The 22,357-nt window shown below is 61.8% G+C and carries 23 protein-coding genes; 8 read left to right on the plus strand and 15 right to left on the minus strand.

What is annotated here, in order from left to right:
- Window positions 1–68 precede the first annotated feature (68 nt).
- Complete coding sequence (gene soxR / locus ACR0J8_RS02245) at window positions 69–524, minus strand: redox-sensitive transcriptional activator SoxR (RefSeq protein WP_480522857.1); 456 nt, start codon at window positions 522–524, stop codon at window positions 69–71.
- An 87-nt stretch (window positions 525–611) separates the two neighbouring features.
- Here soxR and ACR0J8_RS02250 point away from each other — a divergent pair, with 87 nt between their 5' ends.
- The 3 genes from ACR0J8_RS02250 (at window position 612) to ACR0J8_RS02260 (ending at window position 2,699) form a co-directional block, all read left to right on the plus strand.
- A complete protein-coding gene (locus tag ACR0J8_RS02250; protein ID WP_170614369.1) occupies window positions 612–992 on the plus strand; it encodes a VOC family protein in 381 nt (126 codons plus the stop codon).
- Between the two features lie 232 nt (window positions 993–1,224).
- Window positions 1,225–1,695, plus strand: a complete 471-nt coding sequence (gene greA / locus ACR0J8_RS02255) for a transcription elongation factor GreA (protein ID WP_170614368.1) — start codon at window positions 1,225–1,227, stop codon at window positions 1,693–1,695.
- A gap of 14 nt (window positions 1,696–1,709) precedes the next feature.
- The gene (locus ACR0J8_RS02260; RefSeq protein ID WP_170807393.1) at window positions 1,710–2,699 is read left to right on the plus strand and encodes a hypothetical protein; all 990 of its coding nucleotides are present in this window, start codon (window positions 1,710–1,712) and stop codon (window positions 2,697–2,699) included.
- A gap of 9 nt (window positions 2,700–2,708) precedes the next feature.
- Here ACR0J8_RS02260 and ACR0J8_RS02265 read toward each other — a convergent pair whose 3' ends face one another.
- From ACR0J8_RS02265 to ACR0J8_RS02280, 4 genes are read right to left on the minus strand one after another with little or no spacing between them, the layout of a single operon-like run.
- Window positions 2,709–4,778, minus strand: coding sequence for a molybdenum cofactor synthesis domain-containing protein (locus tag ACR0J8_RS02265; RefSeq protein ID WP_480888822.1), 2,070 nt, complete (start codon window positions 4,776–4,778; stop codon window positions 2,709–2,711).
- Window positions 4,775–5,266, minus strand: a complete 492-nt coding sequence (gene mobB, locus ACR0J8_RS02270) for a molybdopterin-guanine dinucleotide biosynthesis protein B (protein ID WP_480522855.1) — start codon at window positions 5,264–5,266, stop codon at window positions 4,775–4,777. Before mobB ends, ACR0J8_RS02265 begins: the two co-directional genes overlap by 4 nt.
- Window positions 5,263–5,907 (minus strand): molybdenum cofactor guanylyltransferase MobA, encoded by a 645-nt coding sequence (mobA, locus tag ACR0J8_RS02275; protein WP_480522854.1) that lies wholly within the window; start codon window positions 5,905–5,907, stop codon window positions 5,263–5,265. The genes mobB and mobA overlap by 4 nt, the downstream gene beginning before the upstream one ends.
- Window positions 5,904–6,842: a formate dehydrogenase accessory sulfurtransferase FdhD gene (locus ACR0J8_RS02280; RefSeq protein ID WP_480522853.1), complete on the minus strand. Its 939-nt coding sequence runs from the start codon at window positions 6,840–6,842 to the stop codon at window positions 5,904–5,906. The genes mobA and ACR0J8_RS02280 overlap by 4 nt, the downstream gene beginning before the upstream one ends.
- On the opposite strand from ACR0J8_RS02280, the gene ACR0J8_RS02285 reads away from it, so the two are divergent.
- A complete protein-coding gene (locus tag ACR0J8_RS02285; protein WP_170614364.1) occupies window positions 6,841–7,563 on the plus strand; it encodes an AzlC family ABC transporter permease in 723 nt (240 codons plus the stop codon). The two genes, ACR0J8_RS02280 and ACR0J8_RS02285, sit on opposite strands and share 2 nt — an antisense overlap.
- On the plus strand, window positions 7,560–7,892 hold the full coding sequence (locus ACR0J8_RS02290; RefSeq protein ID WP_480522852.1) for an AzlD domain-containing protein: 333 nt from the start codon (window positions 7,560–7,562) through the stop codon (window positions 7,890–7,892). Before ACR0J8_RS02285 ends, ACR0J8_RS02290 begins: the two co-directional genes overlap by 4 nt.
- Here ACR0J8_RS02290 and ACR0J8_RS02295 read toward each other — a convergent pair.
- The 7 genes from ACR0J8_RS02295 to ACR0J8_RS02325 form a co-directional block, all read right to left on the minus strand.
- A complete protein-coding gene (locus ACR0J8_RS02295) occupies window positions 7,881–8,513 on the minus strand; it encodes a hypothetical protein (RefSeq protein WP_170614362.1) in 633 nt (210 codons plus the stop codon). The two genes, ACR0J8_RS02290 and ACR0J8_RS02295, sit on opposite strands and share 12 nt — an antisense overlap.
- Before the next feature lie 17 nt (window positions 8,514–8,530).
- A complete protein-coding gene (locus ACR0J8_RS02300) occupies window positions 8,531–8,665 on the minus strand; it encodes an aa3-type cytochrome c oxidase subunit IV (RefSeq protein WP_170614361.1) in 135 nt (44 codons plus the stop codon).
- A gap of 67 nt (window positions 8,666–8,732) precedes the next feature.
- Window positions 8,733–9,293: a hypothetical protein gene (locus ACR0J8_RS02305; protein ID WP_480522851.1), complete on the minus strand. Its 561-nt coding sequence runs from the start codon at window positions 9,291–9,293 to the stop codon at window positions 8,733–8,735.
- Window positions 9,280–11,118, minus strand: coding sequence for a glycerophosphodiester phosphodiesterase (locus ACR0J8_RS02310; RefSeq protein ID WP_480522850.1), 1,839 nt, complete (start codon window positions 11,116–11,118; stop codon window positions 9,280–9,282). Before ACR0J8_RS02310 ends, ACR0J8_RS02305 begins: the two co-directional genes overlap by 14 nt.
- A gap of 64 nt (window positions 11,119–11,182) precedes the next feature.
- On the minus strand, window positions 11,183–11,635 hold the full coding sequence (locus ACR0J8_RS02315) for a DUF6173 family protein (protein WP_170614358.1): 453 nt from the start codon (window positions 11,633–11,635) through the stop codon (window positions 11,183–11,185).
- 3 nt (window positions 11,636–11,638) lie between these two features.
- Window positions 11,639–12,688, minus strand: a complete 1,050-nt coding sequence (locus ACR0J8_RS02320) for an MBL fold metallo-hydrolase (protein ID WP_480522849.1) — start codon at window positions 12,686–12,688, stop codon at window positions 11,639–11,641.
- Window positions 12,685–14,388: an acyl-CoA dehydrogenase family protein gene (locus ACR0J8_RS02325; RefSeq protein WP_480522848.1), complete on the minus strand. Its 1,704-nt coding sequence runs from the start codon at window positions 14,386–14,388 to the stop codon at window positions 12,685–12,687. The genes ACR0J8_RS02320 and ACR0J8_RS02325 overlap by 4 nt, the downstream gene beginning before the upstream one ends.
- 137 nt (window positions 14,389–14,525) lie before the next feature.
- Here ACR0J8_RS02325 and ACR0J8_RS02330 point away from each other — a divergent pair, with 137 nt between their 5' ends.
- Window positions 14,526–15,476, plus strand: a complete 951-nt coding sequence (locus tag ACR0J8_RS02330) for an L-threonylcarbamoyladenylate synthase (protein ID WP_480522847.1) — start codon at window positions 14,526–14,528, stop codon at window positions 15,474–15,476.
- Here ACR0J8_RS02330 and ACR0J8_RS02335 read toward each other — a convergent pair whose 3' ends face one another.
- Complete coding sequence (locus tag ACR0J8_RS02335) at window positions 15,477–16,031, minus strand: YqgE/AlgH family protein (RefSeq protein ID WP_170679624.1); 555 nt, start codon at window positions 16,029–16,031, stop codon at window positions 15,477–15,479. It lies immediately after the preceding gene.
- A 146-nt stretch (window positions 16,032–16,177) separates the two neighbouring features.
- Here ACR0J8_RS02335 and ACR0J8_RS02340 point away from each other — a divergent pair, with 146 nt between their 5' ends.
- Window positions 16,178–16,990, plus strand: coding sequence for a protein-disulfide reductase DsbD domain-containing protein (locus ACR0J8_RS02340; RefSeq protein ID WP_170679622.1), 813 nt, complete (start codon window positions 16,178–16,180; stop codon window positions 16,988–16,990).
- Between the two features lie 7 nt (window positions 16,991–16,997).
- Complete coding sequence (locus ACR0J8_RS02345; protein ID WP_480522846.1) at window positions 16,998–17,432, plus strand: NUDIX hydrolase; 435 nt, start codon at window positions 16,998–17,000, stop codon at window positions 17,430–17,432.
- Here the strand turns inward: ACR0J8_RS02345 and ACR0J8_RS02350 are convergent.
- Both ACR0J8_RS02350 and ACR0J8_RS02355 read right to left on the minus strand, forming a co-directional pair.
- Window positions 17,410–20,811, minus strand: coding sequence for an efflux RND transporter permease subunit (locus ACR0J8_RS02350; protein ID WP_480888823.1), 3,402 nt, complete (start codon window positions 20,809–20,811; stop codon window positions 17,410–17,412). The two genes, ACR0J8_RS02345 and ACR0J8_RS02350, sit on opposite strands and share 23 nt — an antisense overlap.
- A 5-nt stretch (window positions 20,812–20,816) precedes the next feature.
- A complete protein-coding gene (locus ACR0J8_RS02355; RefSeq protein WP_480888824.1) occupies window positions 20,817–22,271 on the minus strand; it encodes an efflux RND transporter periplasmic adaptor subunit in 1,455 nt (484 codons plus the stop codon).
- Window positions 22,272–22,357 lie beyond the last annotated feature (86 nt).

The following is a 22,357-nucleotide window of genomic DNA, read 5'->3' on the forward strand; positions in this document are numbered from 1 at the left end:
GCTGATTACCCGGTCGGCAAGACCTTGGTCAATCAAAACACGGCGTAAAACAGCAGCAATACGGCAGTTCAGCCGTCTGGTGTATCACCCATGAGATACCTGGGACCGCTACCATTGGATTTTGCCCGGTCATCGGGGTTGTAAAGGGCGCATTTCGGCAGGCTGAGGCAGCCGCACCCGATGCAGCCATCCAGATTGTCGCGCAATCGTGTCAGGGTATCGATTCGCTGATCCAGCCGGGCGCGCAGGGTGGTGCTGATCTGCTTCCAGTCCTGCGGTGTGGGGGTGCGGTTTCCGGGCAGGCCCGACAGCACCTCTCGGATCTCCGGCAGGGTCAGGCCGAATTGCTGGGCGATCATGACAAAACTCAGCCGCCGGATATCGGCACGTTGATAGCGACGCTGCCCGCCTGCATTGCGCCAGGGAGCAATCAGGCCCTGCGCCTCGTAATACCGGATGGCTGAAACAGCCAGTCCGGTGCGCCGGGCCAGTGCGCCAATTGCCAGCCCTTCGGATGCAGCCATCGGAACCTCAAAAAAATTTCTTGACCTAAAGTTAGGTTTAGAAATTACGGTGAGTCGTGACAAGCCTGAATTCGCAAAGGAGATCCCATGATGGCGACGCTTGAACACACCAATTTCACTGTCCGCGACCCAAAGGCTTCGGCAGACTGGATGGAGAAGGTCTTTGGCTGGAAAACCCGGTGGGAAGGTCCGGCAATCGCTGGCGGCTATACGGTCCACGTGGGCAGCGCACACACCTATCTCGCGCTCTATGCGCCGGGCAAACCCATGCGCTCGGGTGAGAACAGTTACGATTATGTCGGCGGGCTGAACCATGTCGGCGTGCTGGTCGAGGATATCGATGCCACTGAAAGCAAGGTGCGCAAAGCGGGATTCAAGCCGCACAACCATGCGGATTACGAACCCGGCAGGCGGTTCTATTTCGAGGATGACAACGGCATCGAATTCGAGGTGGTGCAGTATGATTGAGTTGCTGTGGCTGGGAACCGAAGCGCATCACTGGCGCAGGGGCGACCTTCTGGGGCATCGCCGCAGGTATGCCTTGCCCCATCCAGACGGCGCGAGTTCGCGAATAAAGCACCGGAACCGCTGAGCCCCCTTGCATTTCACGCTGCATTTGGGTCAGGTATCTGACGACCCATCATTCGCCCCGACGCTTTGAGCGGCGGGGCGACTCAATTTATGCGTGGACGAAGACAAAATGGAAAAAATTCCCATGACGCCCGCGGGCAATGCCGCGCTTGAGGCGGAATTGAAGAACCTGAAGTCCGTCGAACGCCCGGCGATCATCGAGGCCATCGCAACGGCGCGGGAACTGGGCGACCTGAAGGAAAACGCCGAGTATCATTCGGCCCGTGAAAAACAGGGTTTTATCGAAGGGCGCATCAAAGAGCTGGAAGGTATCCTGTCGCTAGCTGACGTAATTGATCCGGCCAAACTGTCGGGCGCGATCAAGTTCGGCGCCAAGGTCAGGCTGGTCGATGAAGACACCGACGAAGAAAAGACCTGGAAAATCGTGGGTGAATATGAGGCCAATATCGAAAAAGGCCTGTTGAACATCAAATCCCCCCTTGCCCGCGCCCTGATTGGCAAGGAAGAGGGGGACAGTGTCGAAGTCCGCACCCCCGGCGGTGTGCGGTCTTATGAAATTCTGAGTATCGAGTACGCCTGATCGGAGCGTTGATCATGTCGGGGTCCAATCCTGACCGCGAAACCAAGCAACCGACATCTCTGGGCATCTATGATCGCCCCGGAGCGCCGTCGGTGAGCGGCATCGAGATCGCGGCTGTTGTTCTCAGCCTGATCTGGCTGGTTGTTTCAGTGGTTTTTCTGGTGCTGCCCGGCCGGGTCGAAACCAGCAGTTTTATCGTCACGCTGCTTGCAGTGTTCATGCCCGTGGCCATGATCTGGGTGGCGGCCATGGCCATGCGCGCCAGCCGTGTCATGCGCGAGGAAAGTGCCCGACTGCAGACGGCAATCGACGCGATCCGAAACGCCTATGTCACACAGCAGCAGCGCGCCGCCAGTACGTATGAGCCCGCCGTCAGCAAGAAGCTGGATGAAATCGCGCAGACGGCGAAGAAGACCGAAAGCGCGTTGGCTACGTTTTCTTCCAAGCGCCGCGAACCTGTGCGCAGGGCGGCACCATCACCGGGAGACCAGACCTCACTTGCGCTTGGCACACCAGCGGAAGACATCGCGCGCCCTCTGCCGACCGGTATCTTTATCCGTGCCCTGAACTTTCCTGAAACACAGGACGATGCCGAAGGGTTCGACGCCCTGAGGCTGGCGCTGAAGGACAGGAAGACCGCACAACTGGTGCAGGCCTCGCAGGATGTGCTGACCCTTCTCAGCCAGGAGGGGATCTATATGGACGACCTGCGTCCCGACATGGCCCGACCTGAAATCTGGCGCCAGTTCGCGCAGGGCGCACGCGGCCGTGCAGTGGCCGCTCTGGGCGGCATTCGGGACCGGTCCTCGCTGGCCTTGACGGCAGCGCGGATGAAGCAAGACCCGATTTTCCGCGACGCCGCGCACCATTTTCTGCGCCGGTTCGACAACATGATCGTGGAATTCGAGCCCATCGCCAGCGATGCTGAACTGACCGCGCTGGGTGAAACCCGAACCGCCCGCGCATTCATGCTGCTGGGGCGTGTCGCCGGTACGTTCGACTGACAGGCCGGGCTACAACCCGAAACTGGCATATGGAATGAACCGGACGGGGTCGCCGGGCCGGATATGACGCGCGCCGTCTTCGATCTCGACCAGTCCCTCGGCCCAGCTGAGGCCGCTGATCCGGCCCGAACCTTCTGACGCAAATACTTCGGCACGACCGTCCCGGACCCGAGCACGCAGATATTCTCGGCGACCAGGTTTCTTGCGTTTTTCAAAGCCGGCGGGCAGGTCAAACGCTTGCGGTTCCTGCCAGCCTTCACCGGCCATCAGCCCCAGGGCCGGGCGCGCAAAGATCAGCGTGCAGACCAGTGCCGCGACCGGATTGCCCGGCAAACCGAAGACCGGAGTGCCCTTCCACATCCCCAGCGCCAGCGGACGGCCCGGTTTCAGCGCAATGCGCCATTCATGCATCGCCCCGGCCTGCCGCAGCAGAGCGGAGACATGATCTTCGTCGCCGGAGGATGCGCCACCACTGGTCAGAATCACATCGGCCCGCTCGGACGCCTCGTCCAGCCGCGTCGCCAGCGCGTCACGATCATCGGCCACACGGCCCAGATCGACCGCAGAGAATCCCATCCGGGCTGCCAGAGACAGCAACATCGGGCGGTTGGCATCGAATATCTGCCCGGGTCCGGCGGGCTCTCCGGCTTCGACCAGTTCGTCACCGGTGGACAGAACCGCCACGCGCAGGGTCTTGCGCACCGGAACCTCGGCAATTCCCACTGCTGACAGCAGCGCCAGATCCGGGGGTGTCAGGCGGCGACCTGCGGCCAAAGCCAGATCGCCGGAGGCCACATCCTCGCCTGCCTTTCGGGTATTCGCGCCCTTCTTCAAAGGGCCGTGAAAGGCAATGTGGCCGTCCTGAACGGTCACATCCTCTTCCAGAATGACGGTATCCACACCCGCGGGCAGAGCCGCCCCGGTCAGAACCCGAAGGGCCTGACCGGGGGGAACGGTGCCTTCAAACGGTATACCCGCCGCCGCGCGCCCTTGGATCAGGGGCAGAACCTGTGCGCCTTCTGCAAAAGGCCCTACAAACCCATAGCCATCTACCGCCGTATTGGGTTGCGGCGGATTGGAGCGTTTCGCGATCTGATCCGCCGCCAGAATACGACCTGTCGCCTGCCCCAGTGGCACGGTCTCAGCCCCCTTCACCACAGCAAGCCGGTCCTGCAGCAAGGTCAGTGCCTCATCGACCGGGGTCCAGTCCACGCCTGCGGGCAGCGCAAAGCAGTCGTTTTGCAATGGCGGTGGTGTGATATTCGGTTTGTCCTGTGGCACGCCCAAAATCCATCCTTCTTCGGCTGCGCTGACGGTCAGCAGCCGGTTCAGTTCCGCCTCTGGCATCTGCGCCAGAGACATCGCGACCTGTTCGACCTGCCAGGCATCCCTGATCCGGTCATCGGGTTCCCTGCCCAGTGTCAGTGAGGGCCAGATTTCGACAAAGGCGACCGGTTTGTCCAGCACTTCGAACGGCCAGACGGCCACCTGCCCTGCAAATCGCCGGCGCAGGCGGGACAGAACCGGCAGCCCGGTCATCACCTGCCCGCCAACCGCACCGGATCCGCCCATCTGCCAGCAGGTGAAGCTGCCCTTGGCCAGAATTTCCACCTGTCGACGATCCGGGAAGGGATTGTGGTAGTCCGTTTTGGTCTTTGGCAGGCCCGGGACTTCGCGGGCCAGACCGTTGAACCAGAATGGCCCCTTGCCGCCGAATCCCTGGTTGATCCGGCCGGCAAGGTCGAAACGGTTATTGGCCTTTGGCGCGTCTTCGATCCGGTGCTCGAACCAGTCCCACAAGACCAGCGGATCGTCCGAGCCGGTCAGCGCGCGGGCAAACCCCCGGGGATAGCCAAACGGGAAGTCGAACCCCAGACACAGACGACGGCCTGCGCTCAGTTCCGTTTCGATCAGCCTTGTCAGCCAGTCTTCCGCTACTTGCCGGTTGCGCAGGTACTCCGCTTCGCCAGGGCCCCCATCGCGTACCACGCACCCCCAGATCGCATCCTTGCGGGGCGTTAGCCCGGTGTCATTTCCACCAAACCAATCGACCATCGCAAAGGTGTCGAATGCGGTCACAAACCAACCTCTTGCAGGATGAACGCAGCAATGCGCGCAGTGTCGTTCAGGTCAAAGACCGGGCGATCCAGATCCAGTGGCGTGTCGCTGGCCACCGCCCGGATCGTTTCATCCTTTAAAGCGATCAGCGGGTTGCCGGGTTCGGCCCGAAATGCCTCGACCTTGGGGTGGCCTTCACGTTTGTATCCTTCGATCAGGACCAGATCGACCGGTGATAGCCGGGCCAGCAGCGAGTCCAGAGACGGCTCGGGTGCGCCGCGCAGTTCCTGCATCAGGGCGACACGCTGCCCGGACGCCAGCAGAACCTCGGAGGCGCCGGCATCACGGTGACGGTTGCTGTCGGTGCCCGGCTGATCGACGTCAAAGGCATGATGCGCGTGTTTGACGGTTGAAACCGTGAACCCCCGTCCGGTGATCTCGGCCACCAGTCGCTCCATCAACCCGGTCTTGCCCGCGTTTTTCCAGCCGGTGACGCCGTAGACCCTCATGCCTGCTCCGGCAGGGTCTGCGCCCTTTCGAGGTCTTCGGGCGTGTTCACGTTGAAGAACGGATCGAAAGGGTCTGCCGGAAACAGCGCCTCGCGACCGTCATGTTTATCGGTCCACAAGACGACCTTGCGCAGCCCGTCCTGCAACGCGGCCCGCAGATCGTCGCGCAATGCGACTGGCCACAACCCGAATGTCGGGTGCCGGTTGACCCGCTTTCCACCGCCGGATTTCAGAGCTTCGTCACCCGTGCGCGGGGTCGTCGCCAGTACAAGCGGATGCGCCTGTCCTTCAGCCGCCTGCATCAGCCGCGCCACCAGATCGCGGGGAAAGAACGGCGTGTCGGCAGCAGCGGTGACGATGCTATTGGCGCCCTGCTCCGCGGCCCAGTCGAGACCGGCCAGAACACCGGCCAGCGGACCGGCAAAACCTTCGATTGTGTCCGGCAGCACAGGCAGGTTCAGGGCACTGAACCGGGACGGATCGCCATTGGCGTTCAGCGCCAGACCATCGACCTGCGGCGCCAGCCTGTCAATTACCCGGGTCAGCAGGCTTTGCCCGCCCAGTTGCAGCAGGCCCTTGTCGCCTCCGCCCATCCGGGTGGCCAGACCGCCTGCAAGGATCACGCCCTTTGGTTTGGTCATCCTGCGCTTTTCCTGCGATGTTTTTTGTCCTCAACCGCCACGGACGAGGGGTTGATATCCCGAACAAGACGATCCTCGCCGGACAGGCATACGAACCGCTGGCCGCGCATCCGACCGATCAGGGTCAACCCGACCTCACGTGCAATTTCAACGCCCCATGCCGTGAATCCCGATCGCGAAGCCAGAACCGGAATGCCCATCATCGCGGTCTTGATCACCATCTCGGACGTCAGGCGGCCCGTGGTGTAGAGGATCTTATCCTCTGCCAACTCACTCTCGGACAGCATCCAGCCTGCAATCTTGTCGACGGCGTTGTGGCGGCCCACGTCTTCCATATAGACCAGCGGGCGGTTTTCCCGGCACAGGACGGTGCCGTGAATCGCCCCGGCCTGAAGATACAGCGACGGGGTGCGGTTGACCCGGGCCGCAAGTTCATAAAGCCATGAGGTGCGGACCGAAACCTGCGGCAGGCGAACATCCTCAAGCCCCTCCATCATGTCGCCAAAGACGGTTCCGACTGCGCAACCGCTGGTGCGGGTCTTTTTCTTCAGCTTTTCCTCGTACGAGGTCTGGCGCGCTGTGCGAACAACCACGGTTTCCAGATCGTCGTCATAATCGACGCCGGTGATCTCATCATCCGCCAGCAGCATCCCCTGATTGCGCAGAAAACCCAGCGCCAGATATTCGGGGTAGTCGCCGATGGTCATCGCCGTCACGATCTCCTGCGCATTGAGGAAAATCGTCAGCGGGCGCTCCTCGACCACCGAGATCTGGCTGACCTCGCCGTTCTGGTCCACGCCTTCCACCGCGCGGGTCAGGCGGGCCGCGCCGGGATCAGGCGCGATGATGTAGTCCGACAGGTCCGTGTGCGTGGCCAATTGCAACCCTTTCCTAAGACCGCTAGTTGTGCTGGCGACACCATAGGATCTAGCCATGGCAGACACCACATCCAAGTCTTACTTCTGGAAGGGTTTTCGGGACGGCACGCCGTTTATCTTCGTGGCCATCCCCTTTGGCACGCTGTTTGGTGTTTTCGCGACCGAGGCCGGGCTGGATATCGTTCAGACCATCGCGTTTTCCGCAACGGTGTTTGCGGGTGCCGCGCAGTTCACCGCCCTGCAACTGTTGCAGGACAACACGCCTACGGCGATTGTGCTGATCTCGGCGCTTGCGGTGAACCTGCGGGTGGCAATGTATTCCGCCTCGCTGACACCTTATCTGGGGGCCGCCCCGTTGTGGCAAAGGGCCATTGCGGCCTACCTGACGGTCGATCAATCCTATGCTTGTGGGATCGTCCAGTTTGAAAAAGAGCCGAAGATGACTGTACCGCAGCGGATGGCCTATTTCTTTGGCTCGGTCACACCGATCACCCCGCTTTGGATATTCGCCACCTATCTCGGGGCGGTGCTGGGCGCGCAAATCCCGGAAAGCTGGGCGCTGGATTTCGCCCTGCCGATCACGTTTCTGGCCATGATTGGACCAATGATGCGGACGCTGGCGCATGTGATTGCGGCGCTGGTTGCGATCATTGTCGCCCTGCTGGCCGTTTCGGTGCCATTCAATCTGGGCCTGCTGATCGCTGGCGCGGCGGGCATGATGGCGGGCGCGCAGGCCGAACTGATGCTGGAACGCAGGCTGGAGCGGAAAGAGACATGACCCAGATTGACCCGGCAACCATGTGGATCATCATCGTCGGCCTGGCCGTCGGCAGCTTTGCCCTGCGTTTTACCTTTATCGGCCTTGTCGGAGATCGCCCCATGCCGCCGTGGCTGCTGCGTCATCTGCGGTACACGGCGGTGGCGATCATTCCGGCGCTGATCGCACCACTTGTTGTCTGGCCCGCCGCAACCGAAGGTCAGCCGGACCTGCCCCGCATGGCTGCCGCCGTGGTGGCGCTGTCGGTCGGTCTGGTCACCAAGAATGTTCTGGCGGCAATCTTTTCGGGCGCCGCCACGCTGTACGGGTTGCTCTACCTACTGAGTTGAGGTCGCGTCCAGTTGATTGAGGCGCGCGTTGTTCGCAGCCAGTCCCTTTTGCAGGTCCGCGTCGTCGTATTCACGGTATTCTTCCGTCACCACGCCCGGAATCTGGGCGAACTGTTCCGACAGTTTGACCGGGTAGAATGTGACGTCGATCTGTTCGAACCCCGGCACTTGCCTCAGGATACTGGCCGTCGAATGGGCGCAATACGCGCTGGCGACCGGGCCGGACTGCTTGGCCAGTTGATAGGCGATCTCGGCCTGTTGCGGCGTGACCTCGATGGTCTGGATGCGCGCATAGTGCGTCTCGCGCGCGTGCGAGCTGCGATAGGCGCGTTCGACAGCGGGCGTGATACCGTATAGGACATCATCCTTGTTCGGAACCACATCCGCACGGAACGATCCCGCAGGGTCAAAGATCACCCGCTCGCTGGCGCTGATCATCAGCGACGTATGCGCACCCGATCCGGTCCGGGTGTTGATCATCGTGTAAAGCGTCAGCGTCGACGGGCCGGGGTCACGGTAGGACCGTGCAGCGACCTCGGCCAGGTCTGCCTGCGGACGATTCGATCCGGTGCAGCCAGCCACGGTCACTGCCAGCAGGCAGGCAACAATTATTCTGAGCACGGTTCGCCCCGTTCAGGTCAAGACGCGAAAACCGCCAGGAACAATCCCAGGAAAGCAATGGCCACACAGCACCAGACTGTGGCTTTGACGAACCCTTCGAAGGTTTTGGTTTGAACTGTGATGTCCATCTCGCCGTGCTTGTGTTCGGCCATGTCGGAAGACTCCTGAATTCGCGTGTTTGGGCTTTGGATAAAGGAAAACGAAAGCGCTGTCACCACGTCATTCGCGCGCAGGTGACTGTGACCCGAATACCGAACAGCCCGGGAAACCAAAGCCCCATCGCCATGGCAGGCCGGAACAGGGGCCGCCACCAAATCGCACCGCCATATACATGGCATCCGCGGTGACCGAATGGGCGGTTCGGACCTGCTCGGGTGTCACCCCGTAGCGATCCGCGTATTCTTCGGCATGTTTATCGCCGTGTTGTTCGACGCAGGCGTGCAGTGCATCGTCCGCCGACAGGCGGGCGTCATAGCTGTCTTCGGCCCGCGTTGCGCCGCCGGCGTTGTGATAGGCGCTGTCATGGGTAACGCAGCAATATTCCCACGGAGGGTCGTTTTCATAGCGTGCGGCGAAGCTTGGGATCATGTCAGCCACCAATCGCCAGCTGGCCGACAGCCCGCCCGAGCAGCCATCGGTTTCAAATGGCGCCGCTTCAGCCCCGGCCGATTGTGCCATCAGGGCCTGATGGCCGGGCATCTCGATGCCGCGCATCAGATCTTGCGCGGCGGCGGATGTGCCAAGGGCGATCAGGACAAGCGCCGGTTTAAGGGCTCGCATCGCGCATCGCCTCTGTGTCCACGGTCATCCCGAACTCGGTGGCCAACCACAGCAGCAAACGTTCCGCCGGACCCATCTCGGCTCGGACGCGCAGAACCTCGCGGGCCATGGCAGGCCGGTCGGTGATCAGACCATCGACGCCCATCGACGCCAAAGCCGACATCTGCAACGGATCGTTCACCGTCCACACATACAAATCCTTGCCGGCAGCATGGACAGACCGGATTAGCCCGGGTGTCGCCATCGCCGCGTTCACCGCCAGAAAATCGCCATCCAACCCCGACAGATTGCCAACTGCGGTCGCGGCCAGAACACCGGCGCGCCATTCCGGGCGAAGGGCCTTCATCTTCTGCACCGCCGGATATTTCAGGGACATTGTGGCGATGCCGTCCTGCATCCCCATTTCTTCGACAATTGTGGCAACCCGGTTTTCCAGATCGACGTCATGGCCGTAATATTTCAGTTCGATGATCACCTTCGATCGGCCTTTTGCGGCTTCCAACACCTCACGCAGAGTCGGCGTGCGTTCCGAGGCGTATTCGGGTCCGAACCAACTACCGATGTCGATGTCCGCGACGTCGTCCATTGTGACATCCCAGACCTTGAGGTTGACGCCCGCCAGTTTCATGAAATCGCTGTCATGGGCGACGATGACCTCACCATCGGCCGTTTCCTGCACATCGATCTCAACCCAGTCCGCGCCATCCTCAATGGCCTTCAGAACGGCCGCCATGGTGTTTTCGGGACGCAAGGCCGCGGCCCCACGGTGGCCGATGACATCCGCGTGGTCGGGGGCCTGTACCTGTTCAAGCAACCGCTGCCCGAACCAGCCACCGACCAGCACTGCAAGGACGGCAGCCCCCAGAACACCAAATAGCGGCAACCTCAAGTTGCCCGGTTCGGGGTGGAGGATGTCTGACGTTTTTGCCTCGAAGAAACCGTCCAGCAGCACCGCCAAAGCGCCCAGCGCGACGGCTGCCAGAACAAGACCGGCCAGCGACCAGAGCGCGGCAATCACCAGCGTGTAGGTCAGTGCCAGTTGCAGACGACCACCTGGTTGCAGGGGCACGAGATCGAACAGAAACCCGGCCACAGCCGCAATTCCGGCTGCGATCGCAATGCGAATACCCAGCCACTGCGCCAATTCGATCTTGAGGCGTCCGCGTTTGCCCTCCATCCGCCCGGTGCTGGCCTCAAACGCGTCTGCGGGATTGCAGCTTTCAAACAGAACCAGATGCAGCGACAGGGCCCAGGCCGACAGCCTGCGGATCAAAACCCAGGCCAATGCCAGAACGATTAACCCGATCAGCAAAACCGCCACCCAGAACGAGGGTGGCTGGAAGGTCAGGTAATAGTTGATGTCGTATTCCGTCAGTGTCCACCACGCGACAACGGCGGCAATGGCTGCAAAGGGCAGAACCAGCAGCAACACGCGCAGGACAAACCGGACTGCAAAGCCGAACAAAGCGGGCAGTCGGGACAGGATCAGCCGGATGGCGGAACTGCCGGCGCGCCAGGGATCGGCCTCGCCCATGCGCAGAGAACCCGCCATGACGGAGAAGACAAACACTTCGGCCAGCAGAAACAGGCTGAGCGCAAGGATCGCCGCGATAAAGCCCACCGGGGACAGGATGAACCCGGCAATGGCCTGATCGGTCAGGGCGCTTTGATTGGACAGCGACACCGCCAGTTGCACGGCTATCGCCACGCCCGGCGCAATCAGCGCCACCAGCAAAAGTCGCACCGCAACATAGATCGGTACGAACACCCGACGGCGCGCCCAAGCCCCCCGCCAGGCCTCTGTAACGGTTGAGAAATGTGTCACGCGGCGCTCTCCTGAATGATACGCTCATTCAAGGCTGCGATTGCGTGAATTGCAAGCGGGACTGTCAGCTTTCTTCCAGATCCGCAGCCAGCCGAAAACCGATGCGGTTGGCAGGCTTGTCCTCGACCGATTTGGGCAGCGCGCGCAGCATCACGTTCAACTGGCTGACATGCTGTACCAGTTGGGTGCGCGCACCGGTGGCGTCCGAGCCGAAAAAGGTGATCACGTCAGGGTCGAAATAACCCATCCCCTCGATCCGCATCACCCCGGCATCGCCGCCGGTGAAGCCCATGGCAACCTCCTGATCGCCGTCCAGCGTCTTTTCAAAATTCTGGATATACAGGATCAGGCGTTCATAGGCCCACTGCGCCGGGCTTTTGGTTTCGACCGGTTTTTTCAGGCGGCCGGGAAGATCCTTGTTGCCCGATTGCGCACTGGAGTTGGCGTGGACCTCGTAACAGCGTGGCAATGCGGCGGATTCTGCGGCCTCGGCCGAGGTTTCGATCTGATCCTGCATGGCTTACCCTTTGCGCTGAAACTCCCACGCCCCGTCCGCGCGGCGCGACCGGGTTACAGCATCAATGTGGTAGAGATGGTTCAGATGTGCAACCGCCTCGACCAGCGCGAGACCGTATTCACCTTCGCCAATCGGACGCTTGAACAGGGGGGCAAAGCACTCGGCGGCAGAATTGGGCCGGTCCAGATGATCCAGCAGCCGCCGGAGCGCGCCGTGATGATTGTCGACCAGTTGCCGCATGCGAACCGGCAATCCGGTGAAGGGCAGCTTGTGCCCGGCCAGCACCAGATGATCGGGACGCGCCAGCGCCGACAGCCGCTCGCAGGCTTCCAGCCACTCGGCCACCGGATCCGCCATGGGTTCGGTGACATAGACACCCAGATTGGGGCTGATCGAGCTGATGATCTGATCGCCGGACAGGACAAGATTGTCATCGCGGCTCCAGAACGTGGCGTGTTCGGGCGCATGGCCATTGCCCATGTGAACGTCCCAGTCACGCCCGCCCATGCGGATCACGTCGCCCTGTTTGATCCGGGTATAGCCCAGCGGCATCGGATAGACGGTGTCGGCAAAGTTGAAGGGCCGGTCCGACATGCGCTTTGCCAGAATTTCATGCGCCATGCCCGCGCTGCGGTAGTAGTCCAACGTTTCTTGCGGCCAGGTTTCCTGCACGTCCAGCGTCAGCATCCGCGAAAACAGCCATGCGGTGCGGCTGGCCACCAGTTCAGCGCCGTGTTCGGTCTGGAACCACCCTGCATTGCCAACATGGTCGGGGTGATGATGCGTAACGACAACACGGGTCACAGGCTTGCCCGCCAGTGGCCCATCCATCAGCGTTTGCCAGATGCCACGCGACTTTCTGGACGAAATTCCGGTGTCGATCACCGTCCAGCCGTCGCCATCATCCAGCGCATAGACATTGACGTGATCCAGCGCCATGGGCAGCGGCAGGCGCAGCCAAAGGACGCCTTCGGCAATCTCGATCGCCTCACCGGGGGCCGGAGGGTCCGGCCAGGGGTAGTGCGTCGTCAATCGTTGCTCACCATCCTTCATGCCAGCAGCTCGTCCACGTTGAGCGCGAAGATGTCGTCCGCACCGTTTTGCGCCTGTGCCAGTAGGCCCGCATATTCGGGCAACAAAGCGTTGATGTAGAACCGCGCCAGCTTGAACCGCGGCCCATCGGGTTCCGCCAGCGCCGCCGCCAGATGATAATGCGCGCCCAGAACCCTCGCAAAAGCTTGCAGATATGGGACGGCCCCGGCAAAGCGGTTGTTCATTTCCGACTGGGAAACCAGCCATTCGGTGACCTCACGCAGGCTTTCGGTGGCTTCCCAGACCGGGCCGGCCAGTTCCGGCATGGTGGCTCGCGCCTGTTCTGCGTGATCTTCGATTTCATCCAGCAGCCGTGCCGCAGCCTCACCGCCGTCCATCATTTTGCGGGCGACCAGATCCATCGCCTGAATGCCATTGGTGCCTTCGTAAATCGCGGTCACGCGAACGTCGCGGTAATACTGGGCCGCTCCGGTTTCCTCGATAAAGCCCATGCCGCCGTGAACCTGCACGCCGGTTTCAGCGACACGCATGCCGGTCTGGGTGCCAAAAGCCTTACCAATCGGCGTCAGCAGTGCCGCGCGGGCCGACCAGTCCGCATCGCCGGTCGCGTTGGCCATGTCGATGGCCACTGCATTGGCCAGCAGGATGGCCCGTGCCGCGAACACATCCGCGCGCATTTCCATCAGCATGCGGCGCACATCGGCATGGTCGATGATCGTACCCGAGGGCGTCTTGCCCTGCCTGCGCTCAAGCGCGTAGGCCAGCGCATGCTGATAGGCGCCTTCCGCAACGCCGACGCCCTGCCCGCCAACACCCAGACGGGCATTGTTCATCATCGTAAACATCGCGGCCATGCCGCCATGTTCCTTGCCAACCAGCCAGCCCCTGGCCCCGTCATATTGCATGACGCAGGTCGGTGAGCCGTGCAGGCCCATCTTGTGCTCAAGCGACACAACCTTCAGATCGTTCGCCACGCCCGGATTGCCGTTCTCATCCGGGATGAACTTGGGCACCAGAAACAGGGAAATTCCCTTGGTCCCGGGAACGCCGTCCGGCAGGCGCGCCAGCACCAGGTGGCAGACGTTTTCCGCGAAATCGTTGTCGCCCCACGAGATGAAGATCTTCTGACCCGTCACCGCGTAGGTGCCATCCCCGTTCGGTTCCGCCTTTGAGGCCAGGGCGCCCACGTCCGACCCGGCCTGCGCCTCGGTCAGGTTCATCGTGCCGGACCATTCGCCCGACATCAGTTTGGGCAGGTAAAGCTCTTTCAGCTCGGCGCTGGCATGATGCTCCAGCGCCTCGATCTGGCCCTGGCTCATCAGCGGGGCCAGTTGCAGCGAAAGGCAGGCCGCGCTCATCATCTCGTTCACTGCGCTGGTCAAGGTCATCGGCAGGCCCATGCCGCCATATTCAGGATCGCCGCTTATCCCGATCCAGCCCCCTTCGGATATCGCCTTCCAGCCATCGGCATACCCCGGAGACGAGCGCAGAACCCCGTTTTCCAGCCGCGCCGGTTCCAGATCACCGGGGCGTTGCAGCGGGGCCATCACTTCTTCGCACATCCTGCCTGCTTCGGTCAGAATGGCGCTGACCACATCCGTACTGGCCTCTGAAAACATCTCGGTGGCTGCGATCTGGTCGAAGTCGATCACGTTGCGGAACAGGAATTCATAATCTGGGACTGGGGCGCGATACGTCATGGCTTCCCTCGGGGCTGTCAGTTCGGTTTGCGCAGGCGGGCTTGGAATCATCCGCGCACGGCACTATGCATCTGGGCTCGAAGGCATTACCTACTCTTCCCCATGTTACAAGCAATCAAAACGCGGCGTCACCAGTCATGATCCCCCACGGCACACTCGACCTGAGCGCAGATCCGGCCGGCATTTCGCGTGCGGCGGATCTGCTGCGGCAGGGTCTTCTGGTCGCGTTTGCGACCGAGACGGTCTATGGCCTGGGCGGTGATGCCCGTAATGGCGAAGCGGTCGCCGCGATTTATGAAGCAAAGGGGCGGCCCAGCTTCAATCCGCTGATCGCGCATGTCGCATCCGTTCAGGCAGCGCAGCGGTTCGTCCACTGGTCCGATCAGGCCGATCGACTGGCCGCCGCGTTCTGGCCCGGGCCTTTGACGCTGGTCCTGCCGCTGCGCGACGGACATGGCATTTCATCGCTGGTCACAGCCGGGCTGGACACGCTGGCCGTCCGGGTGCCTGCGCATCCCAGCGCGCGGGCATTGCTGGCCGAATTCGATGGTCCGGTGGCCGCACCATCCGCCAACCCCTCAGGACAGATCAGCCCGACCACCGCCGAGCATGTGCGCGCCGGCCTGGGTGGGCGTATCGCAGCCATTCTGGATGACGGCCCCTGCGGTGTCGGGCTGGAATCGACCATCGTCGGCCTGGCCGGAGAACCGGCGCTGCTGCGTCCGGGCGGCGTGGCGCTGGAACAGATCGAGGAAGTTCTGAACACGCGACTGCATCATCACCAGCCCGGGGACCTGCTGACAGCGCCGGGACAATTACAGTCTCATTATGCGCCGGACGCGCCTGTTCGGCTGAATGCGCTGTCCCGACAGGGCGATGAAGTCCTGCTGGGCTTTGGGCCGGTCGACTGCGATTTGAACTTGTCGGCTGATGGTGTTCTGACCGAAGCTGCGGCCAACCTGTTTTCTGCCCTTCATGCGCTGAACACAACAGGCCGCCCGATTGCGGTCTCCCCGATCCCCGACCATGGCCTTGGGGCGGCAATCAACGACCGGCTGCGCCGCGCGGCGGCCCCGCGCGACGGCTGATCAGGCGCGTCCTGCGCTGGCCGACAAGGTCAGGGGATCAACGCCCAGGGTTGCCAGCGCGGCTTCCCACTTTTCGTCATCAGCGACATCGAACACCAGTTTCGAGGTTGCATCGGTCGTCAGCCAACCATTCATGGCAATCTCGTCCTCAAGCTGGCCCGGGCCCCATCCGGAGTATCCCAGCGTCAGCATCGAGTTCAAAGGCCCCCGCCCCGAAGCCAGATCTTCCAGCACGTCCAGCGTGGCCGTCATGCTGAAATCGGTCGAAATCTGCATCGAGTGCAGGTTGGCTTCGTAATCAGCACTGTGCAGGACGAAGCCGCGCGACATCTCGACCGGACCGCCGAAATGGACCAGACGCTCACCTATGACGGGAATGTTGCAGGCAATATTGAGCTGCCCCAGCAATGTCTTGATGCGCAGGTCCGACGGTTTGTTGACAATCAGCCCCATGGCGCCGTCTTCACCATGGCTGCAGATATAGACAACCGAGTGGTCAAAGCGCGGATCGCCCATTCCCGGCATCGCAATCAACAGTTTTCCGGTAAGATCCATAAGCCGCCGTTTCTGACTGAGTCCTGTCTCAACAATGAACCCGTGGGACCACAATTGGCAAGGGATCGTCCGACATTTAGCGGTATTTCACCCCAGTGACCGGAACGTGACTTGGATTCGCGCGCCAGAGCGCGCATTTATGTAGTATGCGATCACTTCTCAGACCCGCCGCAGTTGCGCTGACCGCCTGTTTTGCCCTTGCCTCGCCTGCCCTGTCGCAGAGCGCGGGCAAACCTGTGCAACTGGATATTCTGGATGGCGGGCGCACTGCCAACGGTACCTATCTGGGTGCGTTGCGCCTGACCCTGAAAGACGGGTGGAAAACTTACTGGCGCGCGCCGGGCGATGCGGGCATCCCGCCACAGTTCGACTGGAAAGGGTCGCGCAACGTTGGCGACATTTCGATCACCTGGCCTGCGCCGGATGTTTTTGACCAGAACGGGTTGCGCTCGATCGGGTATCAGGATCAGCTGGTCCTTCCGGTCGAGATCACGCCAAAGAATCCTGCCAAACCAGTACGTCTGCGCGGTGAGATGGATCTGGGCGTGTGCAAGGATGTCTGCATCCCCGAGCGGCTGGGTTTCGATCATACTCTGGACAAGAACGCAGGACGCAACCCGGCCATTGCCGCCGCATTGGCACAACGCCCCTATTCCGCCAACGAGGCCCGTGTGGCCAGCGCCAAATGCCACCTGTCGCCCACAAAAGATGGCATGCAAATCGAGGCGCGCATCACCATGCCGTCGGCCGGAGGGACCGAGGTCGCCGTGATCGAGCCGGGCAATCCGGCTTTGTGGGCCGCACATCCCGAAACCCGGCGGCAGGGCGACACGCTGATCGCCCGGACCGAGGTGGTCAATGCATCGGGCAGCCCCTTTGCGCTGGACCGGTCAGCCGTCAGGATCACCGTGCTGGGCAGCAGCCACGCGGTTGACATTCAGGGATGCAGCGCGGGCTGATCCGGTGATGCAATACCCAAAAATCGGCGCTCTGGCCGTTGTTGTCCATCAGGATCAGGTGTTGCTTGTACAGCGCTGCAAGCAACCGGATGCCGGACTTTGGGGATTTCCCGGCGGTCATGTCGAATGGGGCGAGACCGTGATGCAGGCCGCGCAGCGCGAGCTGCACGAAGAAACATCGGTGATGGCTGAACCTCTGCAGTATCTGGACAATCTGGATCTGCTGCGTCGTGATCCCAACGGGCAGGTTCTGTCGCATTACCTGCTGGTCGGCGTAGCCTGCCGGTATCAGTCCGGCGATCCGGTTGCCGGCGATGACGCGATGGACGCGCGCTGGTTTCCCATCGATCAGATCACGCGCGGCGAATTGAGTATGAGCGCACGTGTCGCCGACCTGCTGGAGACCGCATTGGACGGGGTCAAGCCCCGATCCGGCCTCTGAGCCGCGCGTAAATCAGACCGGAAAGCGCAACGCTCAGCACCAGGATCAGCGCCGCACCAGCAACGAACACACCCAGTCCCATACGTAGAACCGCAGAACCATCTTCGCCGGGGTAAAAGTCGGTCAGAGCGGTCAGCGGCGTGCCCGCGACAGCGGGCCACACCATCGTCACCGCAAACCAGGCCAGCAATGCCAAACCGGTTATGACAATCATCCCTTGCACCACCCTATCCGGCGCGCGCAGGGCGCGACGCATTGAGGTCATCGGACGTGTCACGTCATTCAGGATGGCCAGCAGCGCAGGTACAAGCAACAGAACCAGAAGCATTCCGAACCCAAGACCGTAGACCAGCGTGATCACTGTGGGCTTGAGGAACTGCGCCTGCTGCGAGCCTTCGTACAGCAGCGGAGTGAGACCCAGAACCGTGGTCAAAGTGGTCAGCATCACCGGCCGCAACCTGTCGGCTGTGCCTTCGACAATGGACGGAAACAACCCTCTGTCCTGTTGATAGGCGTCGATGGTCGTCACCAGCACGATGGAGTCGTTGATGATTATCCCTGTCATCCCCAGCAGGCCCACGACCGTGAACATGCTAAGCGGTACAGCCCAGATGTAGTGGCCCCAGATGGCACCCACGAGGCCAAATGGAATGATCGCCATGACCAGCAACGGCCGTGTCCAGCTTGCAAAGACCCAGGCCAGAACCAGATAGATGCCTGTCAGGCACAGGATCAGACCGGTGCGCGCCTGCGACAGGAAATCATCTTCCTGCTCACTCAGCCCCGACATGCGCCATTCGACCTGCCGTTCGGAGGCGATTTTGGGCAGGATTTCCTGACTGAGGGCGCGTTCAATTTCAGCGGCGCGATCGGGGTCATCTTCAGAGATGTCGCCATTTACCGAGACCACCCGCAAGCCATTCTCGCGCCGGATCGTGGAAAAGCCCGACTTTCGCTGAACGGAAACGATATCGGCCAGCGGTACGTATATCCCTTCGGGCGACCGCATCAGTGTGCGTTCCAGAAAATCGGCCGTCAGTTCGCTTTCGGGCAGTTCAACCCGTATTTCGGCGCTGCGCGGACCATCTGGAAAGGTTGCGGCCTCGATGCCGTTCAGGCGGCTGCGCAAAACCCGGCCCAGCGTTTCAATCCGGAAGCCCAGGGCCTGACCCTGTGCTGTGAGTTCCAGGATGAAGTCTTCCTTGTCATAGGCCAGATCGTCCTGCAGCGCGGAAACCTCGGGGTATTTCGACAGTTCGGTCTGCAAATCCTCGGACGCCGATTTGAGCGTGTCGATCTCAGCCCCATAAAACTGGACATCGATCGCATCGCCGCCCGGGCCGGACCGCCAGCCACGAAACGTGACAAGCTCGACCTTGGGGTGGCGCGGAACATATTCCTGCAATTCGCCGACAAACTCGAAACTGGAATAGGGGCGCTGATCGGCATCGATCAGTTCGATGGAAATACCCCCCAGCAGCGACCCGTCCTTGCCGTCTGCCGCCGCAAGCCCATAGCCCGGCGTGTCGCCGATCTGGGCCAGCGCATATTCGATTGGATTGCGCCCATGGCGCTCCGCATAGATCTGACCCATCTCTTCGGCGGCCTGCTGCAACATGCGCATCATTTCCAGCGTGTCATCCCGCGTCGCCCCTTCGCGCATGATGAAGCTGCCTGTGACCGAACCACGCTCGGGCGCGTTGAAAAAGCGCCAGTTCACATCTCCACGGATAAACAGAGCGACCTGACTGGCCAGAATCACCACCATCACCGCGACAACCACATAGCGGGCCCAGACCACCCAGGCGATCAGTGGTCGGAACAGGTGGTCGCGCACCCAGCGAAAACCCTTGTTCACCACCCGGTTGGGCAGGTCATACCAGTGTTCCTTGGCCGAGTGTTTTATGGCATGGGCCATATGGTTCGGCAGGATCAGGAAACACTCGATCAGTGAGGCGATCAGGACGGCAATCACGGTAAACGGGACATCGCGGATCAACACCCCGAAGCGCCCGCCAACCAGGGTCAGGCCAAAAAAGGCGATAACCGTCGTGACTGTTGCAGCAAAAACCGGCATCGCCATGCGCCGGGCGGCCCGTTCTGCTGCAACCATCGGTGCCTCGCCCAATCGACGTGCACGGAAATCGGCATGTTCACCGACCACGATGGCGTCATCGACCACAATACCCAGTGTGATGATCAGGCCGAACAGTGAAACCATGTTGATGGACAGCCCGCCGATATACATGAACGCGATCGCGGCGGACATGGCGACGGGAATTCCGGCTGCAACCCAGAACGCAATACGCGCATTGAGAAAGAGAAACAGCAGGCAGACCACAAGACCCAGGCCGAGCAGACCATTGTCGACAAGAATGTTCAGCCTGTCGGTGATGGCCTGCGCCCGGGTCCGGATCAGTTCGATCGTGACACCATCGGGCAGACTGGCTTGCATCTCGGCGACGACATCCTCGACCCGATGCTGGATGTCGATCGCATCCCCAAGATTCGAGCGATCGACGCGGATCGACATGGCCGGGTCGTCATCGACGAAATAGCTGCGATGACGGGTGACGCCTTCGACGAAAATCCGCGCCACATCGCCGACCACCAGCTTCGCGCCGTCCTCGAACGTGCGCAGCGCAATGCCTTCGATTTCTTCGGGCGTACGTTTTTCTGTGCCGGCTTTGATGCGTGCATTTGCCCCAGTTACCAGCCCCGCAGGGCTGGCATTGACCTCGGCCGCAATGGCCGAGGCGATTTCGGACAGGGTGATGTCATTGGCAATCAGCTGCGCGGTCGGCACCTCGACCACCACACGCGGCGCGGCAATGCCGCGGATCGATGTTCGGGTCACACCGGCTGCGAACAGGCGGCTGATCAGTTCATCGGTGAAGTTCGCAAGCTGTTCGGTCCCGACCGGTCCGGTCAGTACAACGTCCGTGACGCGGTCCCGCCAGGCGCCGCGCCGGATAATGGGCTCGTCAGCGTCGTCCGGCAGATCGGTCACAGCGTCAACGGCGGTGCGCACCTCCTCGACGGCCCTGGCCATGTCCCAGTCCGGTTCGAACTCCATCCGGATGCGCGAATGTCCGGGATGCGAGCTGGATTCGGTGCTGGTCACGCCCTCGACAGCCAGCAGGGCCGGTTCCAGAACCCTGACGATGGCACTGTCCATATCCTCGGGGCCGGCCTGATCCCAGTTGACGGTGACGTCCACCCGTTCCAGCACCACATCGGGAAAGAACTGCGCCCGCATGTTCGGAATCGCGGCGGCGCCCAGAACCAACATCACCAGCAGCAAAAGATTGGCCACGGTCCGGTGTCGGATGAAGTAGCTCAGGATACCGCCTGCCGCACCGGGGATTTCGCGCATCATGACGCTTATCCCCCTGTCGGGCTTTCAAGACGGCGCACCAGCGATGCAGGCACTTTCGTCTCGCTCAACTGGCCCAGCACGCGGGCCTTGGCGTCCTGCGACATGCCTGCACTGGCTTCGACCTGAGCCACAAGCTGCGCGCGTTGTTCATCCGACAACTCGACCATATCCGTGTCCGGTTGCGCCCGGGCTTCGGCCCGCAAGGGACGAACACGTACGCCCGCGCCTAGCAACGGGGTGCGCCCGATCACCACCTCGCGTCCTTCCAGCCCCTGCCCGCGCAGCAGAACCTCATCGCCCTGTCGGCGGATCAATTGCACAGGCAGCGCCTCAAGCCGGTCGCCATCACCCAGCACCAGTACGGTGCCAAACGCATCAAGGGCCGTCGACGGCAGGCGAACAACATTCTCGACGGGTTGTTCCTCGACCGAGACCGTTACGAAGTCACCGGGTTTGAAGCCAAACGCATCATTCAGGCGGGCATAGATCAACCGACCGGTCTGCCCTTCCCCCGCCGATCCGCTGTCGCGGCTGATCCGGCCAAGGGCGACCAGGTCGGTGCCGGTCACTTCCAGCGACACGGAAACGGGGGCTTTGATCAGCTCGCCCCGCGCGTCCAGCAGGCGCACATACTGCGCGGTCGACACCCGAAACGCCACTTCCAGCGCGTCCGGATCGACCAGTTCGGCCAGTTTTTCATTGGCCGTCACCAATCGGCCCTCGACCAGTGTGACATCGGTCAGCGTGCCGCCAAACCGGGCGCGGATCGTCATGTCGTCCAGATCCCGCTCGGCCGCTTCTAAGGCGATCCGCGCGCGGGCCAGCAACGTGGTGGCCTGATCGACGCGGGATTCGGCCTGCGCCAGTGCGATCCGCCGGGCCAGAACCGATTGCTGAGCCGACGCTGCGGCCAGTTCAGCCTCTTCCACGCTGGCGGCGGCACCAACGCCACGGCTTTGCAGATCCTTCTGGCGCTGCAGGGCGCGTCCGCGCAACTCGGCCTGAGCTTCGGCCGAGTTCAACTCGTCCTGCGCCAGCAGCAGCGACCGCTCGGCATCGCGCTCTTCGAACTGGGCATCCAGCAGATCGGACTTGGCACGGTCCAGCGCCGATTGCGCATCGGCGGGGTCCAGTTCAACCAGTACCTCGCCAGCGGACACAACGCCGCCATCTTCGAATTCCTCGGCCAGGGATACAACCCGCCCGCCCAGAGCTGCGCGCAACTCAAGCCTGCGGCGGCTTTGCACTTCGCCAAACGCATCCAAATAGGGGATTACCGTTTCCACCAGCGCGGGTTTGACGCTGACCGCAAATACCCTCTCCTGCGCTGGCGGGCGGTTTTCGTCCGTGGTCAGCACATCCTGCAGCGCATTTGCGATCATCTGTGCAGCCACAAACAACAGAGCCAGCGTCAGGGACGCCAGAAAGACACCGACAAGGCTTTGCCTCAGAAATCGCATCAATCATTCACCCAAGTTGCAACAGGCTGCCATACGCGAAATGTAGCTGGACCGGAAAATAAGCCAAGCCACAAGGCGGTTATTAG

This window comes from Ruegeria sp. N11, assembly GCF_056531525.1.

Excerpts from the sequence above, each read along its gene's own strand:
- ACR0J8_RS02305 (WP_480522851.1), bottom strand. The coding sequence starts at position 9,293 with ATGCGAGCCCTTAAACCGGCGCTTGTCCTGATCGCCCTTGGCACATCC.
- ACR0J8_RS02250 (WP_170614369.1), top strand. The coding sequence starts at position 612 with ATGATGGCGACGCTTGAACACACCAATTTCACTGTCCGCGACCCAAAG.
- ACR0J8_RS02285 (WP_170614364.1), top strand. The coding sequence starts at position 6,841 with ATGGCAGACACCACATCCAAGTCTTACTTCTGGAAGGGTTTTCGGGAC.
- ACR0J8_RS02300 (WP_170614361.1), bottom strand. The coding sequence starts at position 8,665 with ATGGCCGAACACAAGCACGGCGAGATGGACATCACAGTTCAAACCAAA.
- ACR0J8_RS02345 (WP_480522846.1), top strand. The coding sequence starts at position 16,998 with ATGCAATACCCAAAAATCGGCGCTCTGGCCGTTGTTGTCCATCAGGAT.
- mobA (WP_480522854.1), bottom strand. The coding sequence starts at position 5,907 with ATGACCAAACCAAAGGGCGTGATCCTTGCAGGCGGTCTGGCCACCCGG.
- ACR0J8_RS02355 (WP_480888824.1), bottom strand. The coding sequence starts at position 22,271 with ATGCGATTTCTGAGGCAAAGCCTTGTCGGTGTCTTTCTGGCGTCCCTG.
- soxR (WP_480522857.1), bottom strand. The coding sequence starts at position 524 with ATGGCTGCATCCGAAGGGCTGGCAATTGGCGCACTGGCCCGGCGCACC.
- ACR0J8_RS02350 (WP_480888823.1), bottom strand. The coding sequence starts at position 20,811 with ATGATGCGCGAAATCCCCGGTGCGGCAGGCGGTATCCTGAGCTACTTC.
- ACR0J8_RS02340 (WP_170679622.1), top strand. The coding sequence starts at position 16,178 with ATGCGATCACTTCTCAGACCCGCCGCAGTTGCGCTGACCGCCTGTTTT.
- ACR0J8_RS02335 (WP_170679624.1), bottom strand. The coding sequence starts at position 16,031 with ATGGATCTTACCGGAAAACTGTTGATTGCGATGCCGGGAATGGGCGAT.
- ACR0J8_RS02320 (WP_480522849.1), bottom strand. The coding sequence starts at position 12,688 with ATGAAGGATGGTGAGCAACGATTGACGACGCACTACCCCTGGCCGGAC.
- ACR0J8_RS02260 (WP_170807393.1), top strand. The coding sequence starts at position 1,710 with ATGTCGGGGTCCAATCCTGACCGCGAAACCAAGCAACCGACATCTCTG.
- greA (WP_170614368.1), top strand. The coding sequence starts at position 1,225 with ATGGAAAAAATTCCCATGACGCCCGCGGGCAATGCCGCGCTTGAGGCG.
- mobB (WP_480522855.1), bottom strand. The coding sequence starts at position 5,266 with ATGAGGGTCTACGGCGTCACCGGCTGGAAAAACGCGGGCAAGACCGGG.
- ACR0J8_RS02325 (WP_480522848.1), bottom strand. The coding sequence starts at position 14,388 with ATGACGTATCGCGCCCCAGTCCCAGATTATGAATTCCTGTTCCGCAAC.
- ACR0J8_RS02315 (WP_170614358.1), bottom strand. The coding sequence starts at position 11,635 with ATGCAGGATCAGATCGAAACCTCGGCCGAGGCCGCAGAATCCGCCGCA.
- ACR0J8_RS02290 (WP_480522852.1), top strand. The coding sequence starts at position 7,560 with ATGACCCAGATTGACCCGGCAACCATGTGGATCATCATCGTCGGCCTG.
- ACR0J8_RS02280 (WP_480522853.1), bottom strand. The coding sequence starts at position 6,842 with ATGGCTAGATCCTATGGTGTCGCCAGCACAACTAGCGGTCTTAGGAAA.
- ACR0J8_RS02330 (WP_480522847.1), top strand. The coding sequence starts at position 14,526 with ATGATCCCCCACGGCACACTCGACCTGAGCGCAGATCCGGCCGGCATT.